11 protein-coding genes are annotated in these 14,333 nt (G+C 58.9%); 7 read left to right on the top strand and 4 right to left on the bottom strand.

Annotated features, from left to right (window positions below; all coding sequences use genetic code 11):
- Positions 1 to 1,148: acyltransferase family protein (locus ABSG47_RS09100; RefSeq protein ID WP_424169058.1), on the bottom strand; the 1,148-nt coding region annotated here is incomplete at its 3' end.
- A gap of 203 nt (positions 1,149 to 1,351) precedes the next feature.
- Positions 1,352 to 2,545: a VWA domain-containing protein gene (locus ABSG47_RS09095; RefSeq protein WP_424169056.1), complete on the bottom strand. Its 1,194-nt coding sequence runs from the start codon at positions 2,543 to 2,545 to the stop codon at positions 1,352 to 1,354.
- A gap of 332 nt (positions 2,546 to 2,877) precedes the next feature.
- Between ABSG47_RS09095 and ABSG47_RS09090 the strand changes: the two genes are divergently transcribed.
- The 3 genes from ABSG47_RS09090 to ABSG47_RS09080 all read left to right on the top strand — a co-directional run bounded on the left by ABSG47_RS09090 (position 2,878) and on the right by ABSG47_RS09080 (position 6,392).
- The gene (locus tag ABSG47_RS09090; protein ID WP_424169054.1) at positions 2,878 to 4,776 is read left to right on the top strand and encodes a SpoIVB peptidase S55; all 1,899 of its coding nucleotides are present in this window, start codon (positions 2,878 to 2,880) and stop codon (positions 4,774 to 4,776) included.
- 107 nt (positions 4,777 to 4,883) lie between these two features.
- Positions 4,884 to 5,894 (top strand): NAD(P)-dependent alcohol dehydrogenase, encoded by a 1,011-nt coding sequence (locus ABSG47_RS09085; RefSeq protein ID WP_424169052.1) that lies wholly within the window; start codon positions 4,884 to 4,886, stop codon positions 5,892 to 5,894.
- A gap of 117 nt (positions 5,895 to 6,011) precedes the next feature.
- Positions 6,012 to 6,392: an RNA-binding S4 domain-containing protein gene (locus tag ABSG47_RS09080; protein WP_424169050.1), complete on the top strand. Its 381-nt coding sequence runs from the start codon at positions 6,012 to 6,014 to the stop codon at positions 6,390 to 6,392.
- A 125-nt stretch (positions 6,393 to 6,517) separates the two neighbouring features.
- Here ABSG47_RS09080 and ABSG47_RS09075 read toward each other — a convergent pair whose 3' ends face one another.
- Positions 6,518 to 9,160, bottom strand: a complete 2,643-nt coding sequence (locus tag ABSG47_RS09075; RefSeq protein ID WP_424169048.1) for a TonB-dependent receptor — start codon at positions 9,158 to 9,160, stop codon at positions 6,518 to 6,520.
- 350 nt (positions 9,161 to 9,510) lie between these two features.
- Here ABSG47_RS09075 and ABSG47_RS09070 point away from each other — a divergent pair, with 350 nt between their 5' ends.
- The 4 genes from ABSG47_RS09070 (at position 9,511) to ABSG47_RS09055 (ending at position 14,126) form a co-directional block, all read left to right on the top strand.
- A complete protein-coding gene (locus tag ABSG47_RS09070; protein WP_424169046.1) occupies positions 9,511 to 11,775 on the top strand; it encodes a hypothetical protein in 2,265 nt (754 codons plus the stop codon).
- A 368-nt stretch (positions 11,776 to 12,143) separates the two neighbouring features.
- Positions 12,144 to 13,373 carry an FtsX-like permease family protein gene (locus ABSG47_RS09065; protein WP_424169044.1) on the top strand — a complete coding sequence of 410 codons (1,230 nt, stop codon included), beginning with the start codon at positions 12,144 to 12,146 and terminating at the stop codon, positions 13,371 to 13,373.
- A 48-nt stretch (positions 13,374 to 13,421) separates the two neighbouring features.
- Entirely contained in the window at positions 13,422 to 13,700 is a 279-nt protein-coding gene (locus ABSG47_RS09060; protein WP_424169042.1) for a hypothetical protein, read from the top strand.
- A gap of 129 nt (positions 13,701 to 13,829) precedes the next feature.
- A complete protein-coding gene (locus ABSG47_RS09055; protein WP_424169040.1) occupies positions 13,830 to 14,126 on the top strand; it encodes a PIN domain-containing protein in 297 nt (98 codons plus the stop codon).
- Positions 14,127 to 14,129: 3 nt separating this feature from the next.
- Here the strand turns inward: ABSG47_RS09055 and ABSG47_RS09050 are convergent, their stop codons facing one another.
- Positions 14,130 to 14,333 carry a hypothetical protein gene (locus tag ABSG47_RS09050; RefSeq protein ID WP_424169038.1) on the bottom strand — a complete coding sequence of 68 codons (204 nt, stop codon included), beginning with the start codon at positions 14,331 to 14,333 and terminating at the stop codon, positions 14,130 to 14,132.

Genomic DNA, 14,333 nt, shown 5'->3' with positions numbered 1-14,333 from the left:
GAAAAGGCGACGAAGCAGAGCATGACGGCTGCCGCAAGCGCAAAAAGCTTTGGCCCGGCGAAGCGAAGCCGACCTTTGCGGAAGGGCTGCTCGGCGAATCTCCAGGAGAGGATGGCGAGGATGAGCGAGATTCCGACCTGAAGAACGTGATCGAAGCGGTCTGGCGCGAATCTGCCGGCATAGGCGCGCTCAAACCATGCACTGACATCGAAGATGCCCATGCGGTAGACCATGATGACGGGCCAGTGCCAGAGATAGAGCGAGTACGAGATGAGTCCCAGGAAGACAAAGGGACGCCATGCGAGCACGGAATAGACGATCGAACGGCCTTCTACACCGGCGCCGATGACCAGCGCACAGCCGATGCAGGGCAGAAGAGCGCTTAGCCCGGGGAAAAGCATGAATGGCGAATAGAAAAGACAGGCATAGAGGATCATTCCGAAGCCAAGGAGAGCGACGAGGTTCCGGGACCAGACGGATTGGAGCTTCGGGAAGACTCCGAGGGAGAGCAGGGTTCCGGTGAGCAGTTCCCATGCGCGGGTGTATGGCATGTAGAAGGCGGTGTCACGGCTGATCGCGACTGTGACGGCGCTGCCGGCGAGAGAGACGAAAAACAGGATGATGACGGCGAGCCGCATCCGCCGCGGGAAGAGACGCCGGACAATGACGAGAAAGATTGGAAAGAGGATGTAGAACTGCTCTTCCACCGCGAGCGACCAGGTATGCAGAAGAAGACTGGAGTTGCGGTGGTCGAAGTATCCGGCTTGCCCCCAGAAATAAAAGTTGGAGACAGATAAAGTGGCCGCGAGCAGCGATTTGCTGAAATCAATGAGATCGCTGGGCAATAAGAAGACGGCTCCGAATATGGTGAGCACGAAGAAAAGGGCGAGGAGCGCAGGGAAGATGCGGCGAATGCGGCGCTCATAGAAAGCGACGATGGAGAAGCGCGATTGGGCGATCTCAGCGAAGACGATGGAACTGATGAGGTAGCCGGAGATGACGAAGAAGACGTCAACTCCGACGAAGCCGCCGGAGATATGGAAGACTCCAACGTGAAAGGCCATTACGCTGAGAACCGCAATCGCGCGAAGGCCGTCAATATCGGGACGATAGTCTAACGTTCGCTTGGGAAGCGGGGTCTCAACCATATTCACCTTTTATGTATGGATTTTTATGAGGACTGCCTATTGGAAAGACTGCCTAATTGGAATGATACAGAAGGCGGACAGGGGCGACCGAGGACGACAAAACACAACTGTGCCGCGAGGGCGCGGCACACGGTCATGCTTTAGGCGATCCCGGGCCTAACGCTGGAGACTCCGGGAGACCTAATGCTTGGCAGCGAGCAAAACTATTCGACTTCGGGTTTGGCGCGGTAGCCGTCGCGGTAGATGGTGTCGTATTTGAGGGGCTTTTTCTTTTCGTCCTGAAACTGGAGCGGGTGGCCTTCATCGTCTACCAGCTCGACGCGGAGCTTGCGGTAGGTGCCGTCGGTTTTGGTGTTGAGCGGGTGGTAGACGAGCTCGTATTTGGCGCGGATGTTCTGGTTGATCTGCGCGAACATGTCGGGCATTTCTCCAACGAAGCGGGGGAAGAAGGAGTCGCCGCCGGTGTATTTGGCGAAGGTCTTCATCTCATTGTCGGCCTGGAGGTAGTCGATGTCGCGCATGCCGCCGCGCAGGCCGCCGCTGCCTTCTGTCATGGCGCGCATGGCTCCGCCGGTGGAGACGGTGAAGATGGTGATGTCGGGGGTGCTCTTTACCTTCTGGAGGATCTTGTCGTAGGTGATCTTGGAGAAGGTATCGCGGCCAGAGGCGATGAGGACGATGTATTTGCGGCCTTCGATGCGGGAGAGGCGGTCTTCGGCTTCGTAGATGGCGTCGAAGAGATTGCGCTCCGAGAAGCCGGGGATGCGGAGCATGTTGATGCCTTCGAGGAGCTGGCGCTTGTCCTGGGTGAAGTCGGTGACGATCTGCGTGCGCATGTCGAAGGTCATCATGGCGACGTAGTCCTGCGGACGGAGCTGCTGGGCGAAGGCCCAGGCGGCGTTGCGCATGTCATAGATGAAGCTGTAGTTGGTTGAGGCGAATTCACAGAGGAGCAGGACGGTGATGGGGGCTTCAACGCGCTTGAAGCCGGTGACCTTCTGCTCGACGCCGTCCTCGAAGACCTTGAAGTTGAGGGGCTTGAGGTTGGGGACGAACTGGTGGGTCTTTTCGAGGATGACGCCTACGTCCACTGTGACTTCAGGGACGGAGATGCGCAGGGCGGGGATGTTGGTGAGGCCCTCGGGGGGCTTGATTTTGGGTTCAGCGGGCGCGGGAGGGGTGGCGTCGGCGGGCTGATCCTTCTTTTTGGGCAGGGCGATGTTGCCGTTATCGCCTGCCGGGCCGCCGGAGTCGGGAGCGGTCTGGTCTGGCTGCTGAGGTTGCTGCGGGGCCGGAGCCGGCGTGGGAGTGGGCGTGTTCTGGGCGAAAGCGAAGGGCGCGGCAAGGGCGAGAAGTACGAAGAGCGGAAGAATTCGATTTGTGATTCTGATATGCATTGCAGCCTCAGTACCAACAGGATACGCGGTGGGATGCCAATCCAGTTGGGGGATATTCTCTCAGGGGCTAAAGCCCCGTTCATTTTCGCAGAGGTCAATGTGCGGGCTAAAGCCCGTACCGTTCAATCTGATTTGCCGCTTTCCGCACGAGATGACAAATGTAACCGTCTAATCCAATATCCAGACGGAGCGGATTTACAGTTATAGACGTGAGAAATCGAGTAATGGCAATAGGTATGCAGAGATTGGCTGGCTGGCGGGAGTGCAATCCCACCCTAGCGACAAAAACAAAGACGTCGCGAGGGTGGGGCACCCGCATGTTGCGGAGATTGATGGCGGCGGTGTTTGCGGCGGGGCTGGCTGCGGGTGCCGGGCTTTGTTTGGCGCAGGATGCCGCGAGTTCAGACGGGCCGCCGGTGAGCAAGGGGTTTGTTCCGCTGAGCGAGGTAAAGCGCGGGATGATGGCGACGGCCTGGACGGTGTTTACGGGGACGAAGCCGGAGCCGATGCAGGTGGAGATTCTGGGGGTGCTGAAGGGCGGGCGCGGGCCGGGACACGACATGATTCTGGCGCAACTGCATGGGGCGAAGGCGGAGTACACGGGGGTGGTGGCGGGAATGAGCGGCAGCCCGGTGTATGTGGGAGACCGGCTGCTGGGTTCGCTGAGCTACCGGATAGGGCAGTTCAGCAAGGACCCGATTGCCGGGATTACGCCGATTGAGCAGATGCTGGAGGTGAGGGATCTGCCGGCGGGAGGTCAGATGGTATCGGTTTCCCACCCTAGCGACAAAAACAACGACGTCGCGAGGGTGGGGCACCCGGGTTCTGTGGCTAACCTCGATCCCTGGTCCCCAAGTGCGAGGGACCAGGGGCACCCGGCCGATCTGGGAACCACCATGATGCAGGCGATGGAGACGCCGCTGGTGATGAGTGGATTTCATCCCGAGGCGGTGCGGCTGTGGCAGGAGCGGATGAAGGGCACGGGGCTGGAGATGGTGGCTGCCGGCGGGATGGGATCGAGCAGCACCACGGAGATTGCTCCGGAAGGGACGAGGATCGTGCCGGGTGAGGCGGTGAGCGCGCAACTGGTGCGGGGCGATGTGGAGATTGCTGCGACGTGCACGGTGACGTACGTGGATGAAAAAAATCTGCTGGCGTGCGGGCATCCGCTGCAGCAACTGGGGCCGGTGAGCTTGCCGATGACGGAGACGGAGGTGGTGGCGACGCTGGCTTCTCCGCTGAATGCCTTCAAGATTGTGAACACAGGGCGGGAGATTGGCGCGTTTACGGAGGATCGGGACGCGGCGATCAAGGGCGTGTTTGGGGCGAAGGCGAAGATGATTCCGGTGGAGGTGGCGATTCATGAGGCCGACGGCGGCAAGATACGGATGGTGCGGTTTGAGGTGCTGGATCAGTCGTCGCTGACGGCGCAGGCGGTGCTGGTTTCGCTGTACAACGCACTGCTGGACTCCAACGACAATGCGGCTGAGACGAGCTACCACGTTACGGGACGGATTGAGATGGATGGGGCGGGAACGGGAACTGGCGCGGCGCCGTTTTCAGCGCCTGTGGACTCGTGGGCGAGCGGAGGAGATTTACAGCCGGCGCCGCTGATGGCTGCGCTTGGCGCGGCGGAGGAGTTTAACCGGTTCTACGCGAACAGCGAACGGCAAGGCGCGATGCATGCGTTGAAGCTGAATGTGGAAGTAATTCCGCGGCGGGTGAGTGTGGAGCTGGAATCGGCGCGGGTGATTTCAAGCAACATTGCGCATGCAGGCGACACGATTGAGGTGGAGGCGACGGTGCGGCCTTGGCAGCAGCCGGCGCGGAATGTGCGGATTCCGGTGACGCTGCCGGCGCGGCTGCAGCCGGGACCACTGCGGGTGTTGATCAGCGATGCTGGGACGCTGGACCGGACGATGGAGCCACCGCGGCTTTCAGCCAAGCCGAGCAGCATGGAGGCAGCGCTGGCGCAGGCGCGGAGCCAACATGCGGCGGACAGGATTTATGTAAGCCTGCTGGCTCCGGAGACGCAAGCCGGCGTGGCAGGACAGACTCTGACGAGTCTTCCGCTGAGTGTGGCGAATGCGCTGGAGACGCTGCGGGCAGGACAGGAAGCAAGCCTGAACGGGGAGACGGCAATTGTGGCGGCGGATGCGGCGGCGGGTGGAACGTTGAATGGTTTTCAAGTACTGACGGTGAGCATTGATCCGGGCGGCGGGGTACACTAGAAGATAATTCGGTTTGAAGTAAATCGGATTGTCACTCCGAGACAATCCACCACTGGTACCGGCATTTTTCCGGATTATCCCCCATCTTTGCGAGGACAAGCACGACCATGGCTCAGATTCACGGATTGGCAGCCCATGCGGCGGGCGCGGAGCTTTTGCGCTTTCACTATGAACCCGGCGAGCTGGGCCCAGAGGAAGTTGAGATCGCCATTACACACTGCGGCATCTGCCACAGCGACCTGCACCTGATTGCGAACGACTGGGGCGTCAGCCAGTATCCGTTTATTCCCGGTCACGAGGTTATAGGCACAATAGCGGCTGCGGGCTCGCTGGTGAAGGGCCTGGAAGTGGGCCAGCGTGTAGGGCTGGGGTGGCAATCGAACTCCTGCGGCGTGTGCGACTGGTGCATTCAGGGCAGGGAGAATCTGTGCGCGCAGTCAGAAGGCACATGCGTGAAGCGGAATGGCGGCTATGCGGATCGCGTGCGGGCGAATGCGCGATTTGTGGCGGCGATTCCGGAGGCGCTGGAGAGCCAGCATGCGGCTCCGCTGCTGTGCGGAGGGATTACGGTATATAACCCGCTGCGTGAGTATGGGGTGAATCCCTCATCGCGGGTTGCGGTTATGGGAATTGGCGGGCTGGGACATATAGCGATCCAGTTTGCGCGAGTGTTTGGCGCGGAGGTGACGGCGTTTTCGAGTTCTCCGGCGAAGGAAAAAGAGGCGCGGGCGCTGGGTGCGCATCATTTTGCGAATATCCGGGAGACACGGTCGCTGAAGGATCTGGGAGGAAAGTTCGACCTGATTTTGAACACGGCGACGGCGGACCTGGACTGGAGCGCGTTGATACAAGTGCTGCGGCCCACTGGAATGCTGTGCTTTGTAGGTGTGACGCCGGGGCCGGTATCGCTGGGTTCGGTTTTTCCGCTGATCAGCGGACAGAAAGCGATGGCTGGAAGCCCGATTGGGAGCCCATCGCGGATTCGCGAGATGCTGGATGTGGCGGCGCGGCATGGGGTGAAGGCGCAGATTGAGGCTTTCCCGATGGCGAAGGCGAATGAGGCGATTGAGAAGGTGAAGAAGAATAAGGTTCGGTATCGGGCGGTGCTGGCGAATTGATGAATGCGGGGACCAGGGGACTTAGGGACTAGGGGACTGAAAAAACAAAAGCACATTCTTTGAATGACAGGTCACGCTATGCGTGGCCTGTTTCGCTTAGGATGACGAGAGAATTTTATGGGGAATTTGCGGATCGATAAGTGGCTTTGGGCGGCGCGGTTCTTCAAGACGCGGGCGCTGGCGGTGAAGGCCTGCGATCTGGGGCGGATTCGGATAAACCATGCTGAGGTGAAGCCGGCGCGCGAGGTGCGTGCAGGCGACATGGTGTGGGTGCGGAATGAGGGCGGCGAGTTTGAGGTTGAGGTGCTGGCGGTGAGCGATGTGCGCGGGCCGGCGAGTGTGGCGCTAACGCTTTATCGCGAGACGGATGCGAGCAAGGAGCGGCGAGCGCAGGAAGCCGAGGCTCGCAAGGCGATGCAGGCTATGATGCCGTTACCGGAGAAGAGGCCGAGCAAGAGGGACAGAAGGTTGATTCATCGGTTTCGGGGGGATTCTTAAAAATGCAATTGGGAAGTTTAGCTTGTTGCCGGGGATGAATCCCCGGCCTACCTTTTTTTGCTGGGCTTGTTGCCTACCTTTTGTGTATCAACTCCAAAACACCGGCGCGGCCCGGTCAGATGCTGTTAATTGCGGCGATTGGGAAACAGGCCGAGCCTGAAGTTGACGGTGAAGCTGCGGCCAGCGGTCAGGTTGAACTGATCGAGTGGAGATGTGGGTGTGGTTGCGAAGTATGCAGAGCCGTTTACCATCTGCGCGCTGTTGAAGGGGAATATGTCTGTGGCGTTCATGCTGTTGAAGAGGTTGTTGATGCTGAACTGGATCTTTGAGTTGTCGAACATGCGGTTTTTGCGGATGGTGTAGTTGAAGAAGAGGTTCACGTTGTTATAGGGAGCGACGTAGGCCTGATTGTGAAAAGTGCCATTGTCGTCGTAATAGCTTCCTACGCGCTTTTCAATGACGCCCAGATCCAGGCCGTGCCCCTGATAGGTCAACGCAATATCCTGCGTGTAGGAAGGCGTATCGGCGACATTCAGTCCCGAAGGCACGCCTGAGCCGACGTATTGGGCCTTGTCGACTGTGCCGTTGGCGTAGAGGTTCAGGCCATAGCCTAGCGAAACGTTGGCTTCCGCTTCAAAGCCCAGAGTCGTGGAATCAGGGCCCAGGTAATACTCGTTCAAGTCGTAGTTCGGGTTGTTGGGATTGGCGACGGCTAAGGCGATGTAGTTGTTCTGGAACTTGACGCGGAAGACGTCGGCATCGAAGGTGAAGCGGTTGTACTTGGCCACGGTGCCGCCCTGGTAGGTGGTGGTCAGCATGGGACTGCCGATCGTGCCCACCTCAGCACCGCCTCCGGTCACGTCGAACAGGCTGCTGGGCGGAATCTCATCGCCCTTTCCGAAGTCACCGTAGACGGACAAGTGATTTGTGAGGCGGTAGTTGGCTGAGGCCGAGGGAAGGCTGGAGCCGAAGCCTCTCTCGCTGTTGGCGTAAGGCGCACCATTCAACGACCCCACTACGCCGCCATCGTCGGCGAACTGCTGAAGAGCGAAGTTGTAGAAGGCATACTTGAAGCCTGCCGTGATGGATAGCTTCGAGGTGGCGTGCCACTCATACTCAATGAATGGGTTGTAGGAGTTGATCCAATAGTTCTCGTGGAACTTGGGTACCGGCTGATCGTAGCGGGTGAGGGGGTCGGAGGGAATCTGAAAGCGGTCGCTCTTGGACCACTCATACCAGATGCCGGTGCGGAAGACGCCATACTTCGAACTCTGGCTGACGGTGGAGGTTTCGCCGTACTTGCGGTAGCTGTTCAGCTTGTCGATGGCGCAGGGGAGTTTTGAGTAGGTTTCGCCGGGCGGGGGCGTCGCGCCCGGGAAAGGGGCGACAATGAGGGTTCCACCGTCTGCCACCGTTGAACACAAGGACGGTATCATCCAGCCGCTGGAGCCGTTGGGGCCGGTGGCCAGGCCGGTGGTATCGCCGGAATTGTCATTTGAATAGTACTGCGCGTTGTTGTAGCTGTAGGTATATGGCTTCGCGTCCACGACCCAACCGTGGTTCAATTGGGAACGCACGCCAATGTACTCGAAATCGGTGGGGATGGTATTGAGGTTGTAGGCCTGGAAGAACGCGCTGGTGGGATCGTTCTTCTGCATCATGTAATTCCAGCCATAGGCCTGAATCTGGGCGCGGTAGGGCGAGACGTTGGGCGCGTTGCTGAAGAGGTGAACGACGCCGCTGTAGCCGGTGATGGTTGTATTGTCGGATGGCTTGTACAAGACCTTGATGTCGCCGGCGGTGCGCTCGATATAGTTGAAAGTTTGAAAGCCGTCCGAAGTCAAGCGGTGGACATCGAGAGTGAGGCCGATGTTTTTCTTCGGACCGAGCATGCCGGTGCTGTACTTACTGTCATAGAAAAGCGTGTTGAACGAGCCGTAGGCGATCTCCGGCTGGACGGACTGCTCTGTGGGAACGTCGGGCGAAAAGAGATTGATAGAACCACCATAGGTAGCAGGTCCGATGGTGGAGGCGGTGCCGGGGCTGCGATCGAACTGAACGCTGCCAATCCAGGGACCGGGGAACCAAGACCAGGAGTGGTGGGTGAAGTTGTTTGTATCGCCCTCGGGAATGCCGTCCCAGGTGATGTCGAAATCGCCATCGATGAAGCCGCGGAAATAGATTGTTCCCTGCCCCAGGCCGACGCCGTTGGAGTTGTAGCTGATGGTTCCGGGGGCGATGTTGACGATTTCGGAATAATCTGTGGTGGCGGGCGTGAACTGCTGAATAAACTTGCTGCCGATCACGGACAAGGGAACCTGGGAGTCCAGGCTGTTCTGCGAGAGCGCCTGCTGCGCGGCAATGGAGTCGCCGGCGATGGCTGAGACTTCAACATTCTGCTCAAGAGAAGCGACGCTGAGGGATACTTTGATATTCGCCGGTTGCTGCGAAGCGAGCACGCCCTGCTGCGTGGTCACGGCAAAACCCGCCGCAGTCACGGTGAGCGTGTAGCGACCGGGCGCGATGCCGGTTACTGCAAAGTGCCCGGTATTGTCGGCTTGCGCTTTGCTCTGCGCGTGGGTTGCCTGGTTCTTTACGACCACAGATGCCGGCGAAACGGCAAGACCGCGCGAGTCAACAATGTTTCCGGCAATTGAGGCTGTGGTTTCCTGTTGCGCATGGAGGTTGAAAGCGGATGTAAACAAATTCATAACTACGGCACACACAACCGCAAGCGCATATCTGCGCGCGAAGGCAGTACTCTGCATTCTGTCTCCTTCAGAGAGTCGTGCTGGTTTATTTGATTTGTCTTGATCTTGCGCTGTTCTTGATCTTGCGCTTTATCGAACTGCGGCGTCTTTAAACGATCAGACCCCGATCGAACATGAGGTAGGAATTAGATAAGCAGGGCTCAGCTTAGCAGTTATGAAGAGCCGTTCCGGTCACCCTTATGAATATCTATTTAAAGAACGTTGAACATCCTGCAACTTTCCCGTATGTCAGGATGGCTTTTTCCTTTGATGTTGCGCGTCTCATATTTTGGCGAGAGATGCCGCGGGCTGTTCCATCGCCTGGCTTTGGACCCCCGGTCCCTGGGTCTAGTAGACTCGACGGCAGCATGATGCGTGAATTTGTCTGGAAATTTAGCTACTTACAACGATGGATTTTTGCCGGTGTGGCGACGGCGGCGGTGTGCGCACCCGTGGCGGCGCAAGGGACGCACCTGTGGACGCAGTCGCGGGCCGAGGATTTTGAAAAAGGCACGCCGCTGGGTATCTCAATTGAGAGCGACGGGAAGCTGCGCATGGCTCCGGGAGTGAAGGAGTTGGCGACGACGCCTTCAACCTTTGTGTGGAGCGTGGCGGCGGATAAGAACGGTACGGCGTTTGTGGGAACGGGCGCCCCGGCGACTGTGCTGCGAATTGGCAGCGACGGGAAGCCGTTCACGCTGTTTGAGACTAAGGATCTGGCGGTGCAGGCCGTTCGCTTTGGGCCGGATGGTGCGCTGTATGTGGCTACGATTCCGAGCGGCAAGGTGTACAGGCTGAATCCGGCGGCGACTGCGAAGCAGGATGAGACGAGTGCGACGGTGGTGTTTGATCTGGCGCAGGCTGGGGCTCAAACCGGAACACAGGCGGATGCGAAAGACGACGACAGGACGGATGCGAAGTCGCGGTACATCTGGGATCTGAGTTTTGATGGCGCGGGGCGGTTGTACATTGCTACGGGTGGGCCGGGCGCGGTTTGGCGGGTTGATACCGGTCAGATTGGAAAAGCGGGGGCCGGCGCGAAGCCGGAGCTGTTTTTCAAGAGCGATGAGGCGCATATTCGGGCGCTGGCGTGGGATGCAAAGGGAAATCTGATTGCTGGGTCGGATGGCTCGGGGCTGGTGTACCGGATTGATGCGAGCGGGAAAGGTTATGTGCTGTTTGAAGCGCCGCGGCGGGAGATTACATCCGTTGCCGTGGGACCACTGGGCACGATCTACGTTGCCGATGTGGGAGATAAGACGCGGAATCCGCTGCCTCCGCTGCCGGTGCAGGGTACGGGCACGATAACGATTACGGTGGTGCAGCCGGGGAGTGTGCAGTCTGCGAATGCTAGCTCGTCGTTGCCGGAGGGGTCGGAGATTTATGCGATCGATCCGAAACAAGATGCGGGTGGGCAGGCTCCGCGACGAGTGTGGGCGGGCAAGGATGAGGTGGTGTATGCGATTGCGGCGGATAAGGATGGGCTGCTGGCGCTGAGCGGAAATCGCGGGCGAGTGTTTCGGATACGCGAGGATGGGAGCTTTGCGGATATTGCGCATCTGGAGGCGCAGCAGGGGTTGGCGCTGGCGAAGGCGAAAGATGGCGTGCTGATTGGCACGGGCAATACGGGCAAAGTGTTGGCGCTGACGACGAATGCCGACAAGCATGAATATCAGAGCGATGTGCTGGATGCGGGGGCGCTGGCGCGGTTTGGGCGCATGGAGATTGAGCCGGGATCGAGCGGCTATACGATCTGGACGCGCAGTGGGAATGTGGAGCAGCCGGTGCGTGGATGGAGCGAGTGGGCTGCGGTGAAGGATGGCGCGGTGGCTTCGCCGGCGGGGCGTTACCTGCAGTGGAAGACTCAACTGAATGCGGGCGGTGTGCTGGGCGGAGTGGGCGTGAATTATCTGCCGGTGAATTCGGCTCCGGTGATGGATGAGCTGGTGGTTGTTACGGGGGCGCGGTGGACTCCGCAGCCGCAGGGAGCGGGCCAGCAGCAGTCGGTGAATATATCATTCCCTTCCGCCAATAGCGGATCGGGCGGGTTCGACAGCGGGTCGAGTTCGACGTTGAATGCGGTGAAAGACAAGACCGCGGTGACGGCGCGGTGGGCGGCGCATGATGACAATGGCGACGACCTGACTTTTGCGCTGTATCTGCGCGGCGATGGCGAGACGGTTTGGCGGCTGCTGAAGGATGGGATTACCGAAAAGGCGTACAGCTTTGACCAGACGCTGCTGCCGGATGGCGGATATGAGCTGAAGGTGGTGGCGAGCGATGCGCCTTCACACACGCCGGGTGATGCGCTGACGGGTGAGAAGATCAGCGATCGGTTTGAGGTTGATACTGCTCCGCCGACGGTGAATGGGCTGGCGGTGAGCGGGATGAGCTTCCGGTTTGATGCAGAGGATGCGGTGAGCCCGATTGAGAAGGCGGAGTATTCGCTGGATGCGGGACCGTGGCAGTATGTTGAGCCGGTGGGAAATTTGTCCGATGCGAAGAGAGAGCATTATGAGATTACGATTCCGGCTTCAGCGGGTTTGAAGGCCGGAGAGCATCTGTTGACGGTGCGGGCTTACGACCGGCATGACAATGTGGGTGTGGCTAAGACTGTGTTTGTGACGAAGTAGGATTTCCGCGGGGGCTAAAGCCCGTTTATTTTTGCGGTGTATTTTGGCACGACTAAAGTCGTGCCCTGTTACAAGGCTGAAGGTCCCTATCTGCTTTCCCACTCTGGGGGTTTTGTGGCACGACTAAAGTCGTGCCCTGTTACAAGGCCGAAGGTCCCTATCTGCTTTCCCACTCTGGGGGTTTTGTGGCACGACTAAAGTCGTGCCCTGTTACAAGGCGAAGGTTCCTATCTGCTTTCCCACTCTGGGGGTTTTGTGGCACGACTAAAGTCGTGCCCTGTTACAAGGCCAGATGTATCCCACCCTAGCGCCAAAAACAAATACGGCGCGAGGGTGGGGCACCCATATTTAAGAGTTGCAGGATCCCGATGCGGTTTGAGCTTTTTATTGCGGCGCGGTACCTGAAGGCCAAGCGGCGGCAGGCCGTGGTGGGCGTGGTGACGGCGATCTCCGTTGCAGGCGTGGCTGCGGGTGTGGCTGCGCTGGTGATTGCGCTGGCAATTACGAATGGGATGCGGCGCGATCTTGAAGACAGGCTGGTGGATACTAGCGCGCATGTGCAGTTGATGCATGTGTCGGGAGGAATTCGAGCGTGGCAACCGCTGATGGAGCGGCTACGCGCGGTGCCGGGCGTGAAGGCTGTGGCGGGCGAACTGGATGAGCAGGTGATGGTGGCACATGGGGCGCGGGCGGGGTTTGCGCTGGTGGAAGGGATTGTGCCGAAGGATGAGCTGACGGTGAGCAGGCTGTTGGAAAAAGCTGGACCGGAGGCGATGCGCGCGCTGGAACCAACTACGGAGATTGATCCTGTGCCGCCGATTGTGCTGGGGAAGGATTTGGCGGATTCGATTGGCGTGACTGTGGGTGACTCCGTGATGCTGGTGAGTCCGCAGGGCGATTTGACGCCGATGGGGATTGTGCCGAAGTCGGTTCCCTTTCGCGTGGCGGGGACGTATCACTCAGGGTTTTACCAGTACGACACTGGATGGGGCTATGTAAGGTTGGCGGATGCGCAACGCTTGTATGACGAGCCGGATTTGCTGAGCATGATGAGCTTTAAGCTGGATGACCTGAATCGCGCGCCGGAGGTTGGGCGGGCGATTGAGCAGGCGGCCGGCAGGGGCTTTATGACGACGAATTGGATGGAGCAGAACAAAGAGCTCTTTCGCGCGCTGAAGCTGGAACAGTATGTGACGTTTATTGTGATTGCGCTGATTGTGATTGTGGCGGCGCTGAATATTTTGATTGCTCTGACGATGATGGTGATGGAAAAGACACGCGATATTGCGGTGCTGATGAGCTTTGGCGTTGCGCCGGGGCAGGTGCGGAGGATTTTTCTGCTGCAGGGGCTGCTGATTTCAGTGATGGGCACGGTGATTGGGCTGGTGCTGGGATATGCGGGCGCGTGGGCTGGAGCGCATTTTCCGATTCATTTGTCGGCGGAGGTGTATGCGATTGACCGGCTGCCGTTTGCGCCGCGGCTGGTGGATGGCGTACTGGTGGCAGTGGTGGCGCTGGGAGTTTCGCTGCTGGCTACGCTGTATCCTTCGCAGGCTGCGGCGAGGATATTGCCGGCGGAGGCGCTGCGGTACGAGTAGGTGGCTGGATGAATGGCGATGTGACACATTTTATGTCACAATTTAACTATGCATAGCGTGAATCTTCGGCAGTTGCGGGATACGAAGCAGTTGAAGGCGTGGCTGGCCGCCGGAGAGACGGTGGAGCTGCGGGAGCGGAACCGTGTGCTTGGGCGGATTGAGCCGGAACAATCGATGAGGCCAGTGGGACCTACACCTGAGCAGCTTGAGAAGCATAAGAATGTAGTGTGGCCGGATTTTGCGGCACGATTGAAGGCGCAATTCGGCGACCGGGTGATTCCGGCGGTGGAAATGCTCATTGAAGAGCGGGAGAATAGCCGCTATTGAGTATCTGTGTGGATACGAGCTTTCTGGTTGCTCCTTACATTCGAGACTCACACTCTCCTGAGGTCATTCGCCGAATGGCGGAGCAGCCTATAACATGGATTACTCCGCTAAACCGTGCTGAAGCAGCTCATGCGATTCAACATTATGTATTTCGCAAAGCAATCTCTACTGCAGATGCAAAGGTTGCGTGGAGCAATTTCGAGCGCGATTGCGACAGTGGCCTTTGGATTGAAGTGGATTTACCTGATACGGCATGGGGACGGAGTATTGCGCTGGCGCAACAATATTGGCCCGACGCTTGGGGTGCGAACGCTGGATTCGCTGCACGTGGCATGTGCGCTGGAGCTTGGGGCGCGGAGCTTCTGGACATTCGATGAGCGGCAGGAGCGGTTGGCGATTGCGGCTGGCCTGAATACGAATCCTTGAAAGCTACTGTGGCGTGATGATACCGCCGAGGGCGTGGCGGCGGGGCAGGATTATGCCGCGGTGATCGACTTCCGGCTTGCCTGCGGCGGCGGGATGGAGTGCGGGATCGGATGCGCGTTCGAGGAGCGCGCCACCGCAGGCTGGACACCAGTCGGCCTTGGTTTCTTCGGCAAGAACAGCGTGGCAATTGGCGCAGAAGCGTTCCAT

The organism is Occallatibacter sp., assembly GCF_049510455.1.
Lineage (GTDB): Bacteria > Acidobacteriota > Terriglobia > Terriglobales > Acidobacteriaceae > Telmatobacter.
This window is presented reverse-complemented; position numbering and strand designations above follow the sequence as displayed.

Excerpts from the sequence above, each read along its gene's own strand:
- ABSG47_RS09090 (WP_424169054.1), top strand. The coding sequence starts at position 2,878 with ATGGCGGCGGTGTTTGCGGCGGGGCTGGCTGCGGGTGCCGGGCTTTGT.
- ABSG47_RS09055 (WP_424169040.1), top strand. The coding sequence starts at position 13,830 with ATGCGATTCAACATTATGTATTTCGCAAAGCAATCTCTACTGCAGATG.
- ABSG47_RS09050 (WP_424169038.1), bottom strand. The coding sequence starts at position 14,333 with ATGGAACGCTTCTGCGCCAATTGCCACGCTGTTCTTGCCGAAGAAACC.
- ABSG47_RS09095 (WP_424169056.1), bottom strand. The coding sequence starts at position 2,545 with ATGCATATCAGAATCACAAATCGAATTCTTCCGCTCTTCGTACTTCTC.
- ABSG47_RS09080 (WP_424169050.1), top strand. The coding sequence starts at position 6,012 with ATGGGGAATTTGCGGATCGATAAGTGGCTTTGGGCGGCGCGGTTCTTC.
- ABSG47_RS09065 (WP_424169044.1), top strand. The coding sequence starts at position 12,144 with ATGCGGTTTGAGCTTTTTATTGCGGCGCGGTACCTGAAGGCCAAGCGG.
- ABSG47_RS09085 (WP_424169052.1), top strand. The coding sequence starts at position 4,884 with ATGGCTCAGATTCACGGATTGGCAGCCCATGCGGCGGGCGCGGAGCTT.
- ABSG47_RS09075 (WP_424169048.1), bottom strand. The coding sequence starts at position 9,160 with ATGCAGAGTACTGCCTTCGCGCGCAGATATGCGCTTGCGGTTGTGTGT.
- ABSG47_RS09060 (WP_424169042.1), top strand. The coding sequence starts at position 13,422 with ATGCATAGCGTGAATCTTCGGCAGTTGCGGGATACGAAGCAGTTGAAG.
- ABSG47_RS09070 (WP_424169046.1), top strand. The coding sequence starts at position 9,511 with ATGATGCGTGAATTTGTCTGGAAATTTAGCTACTTACAACGATGGATT.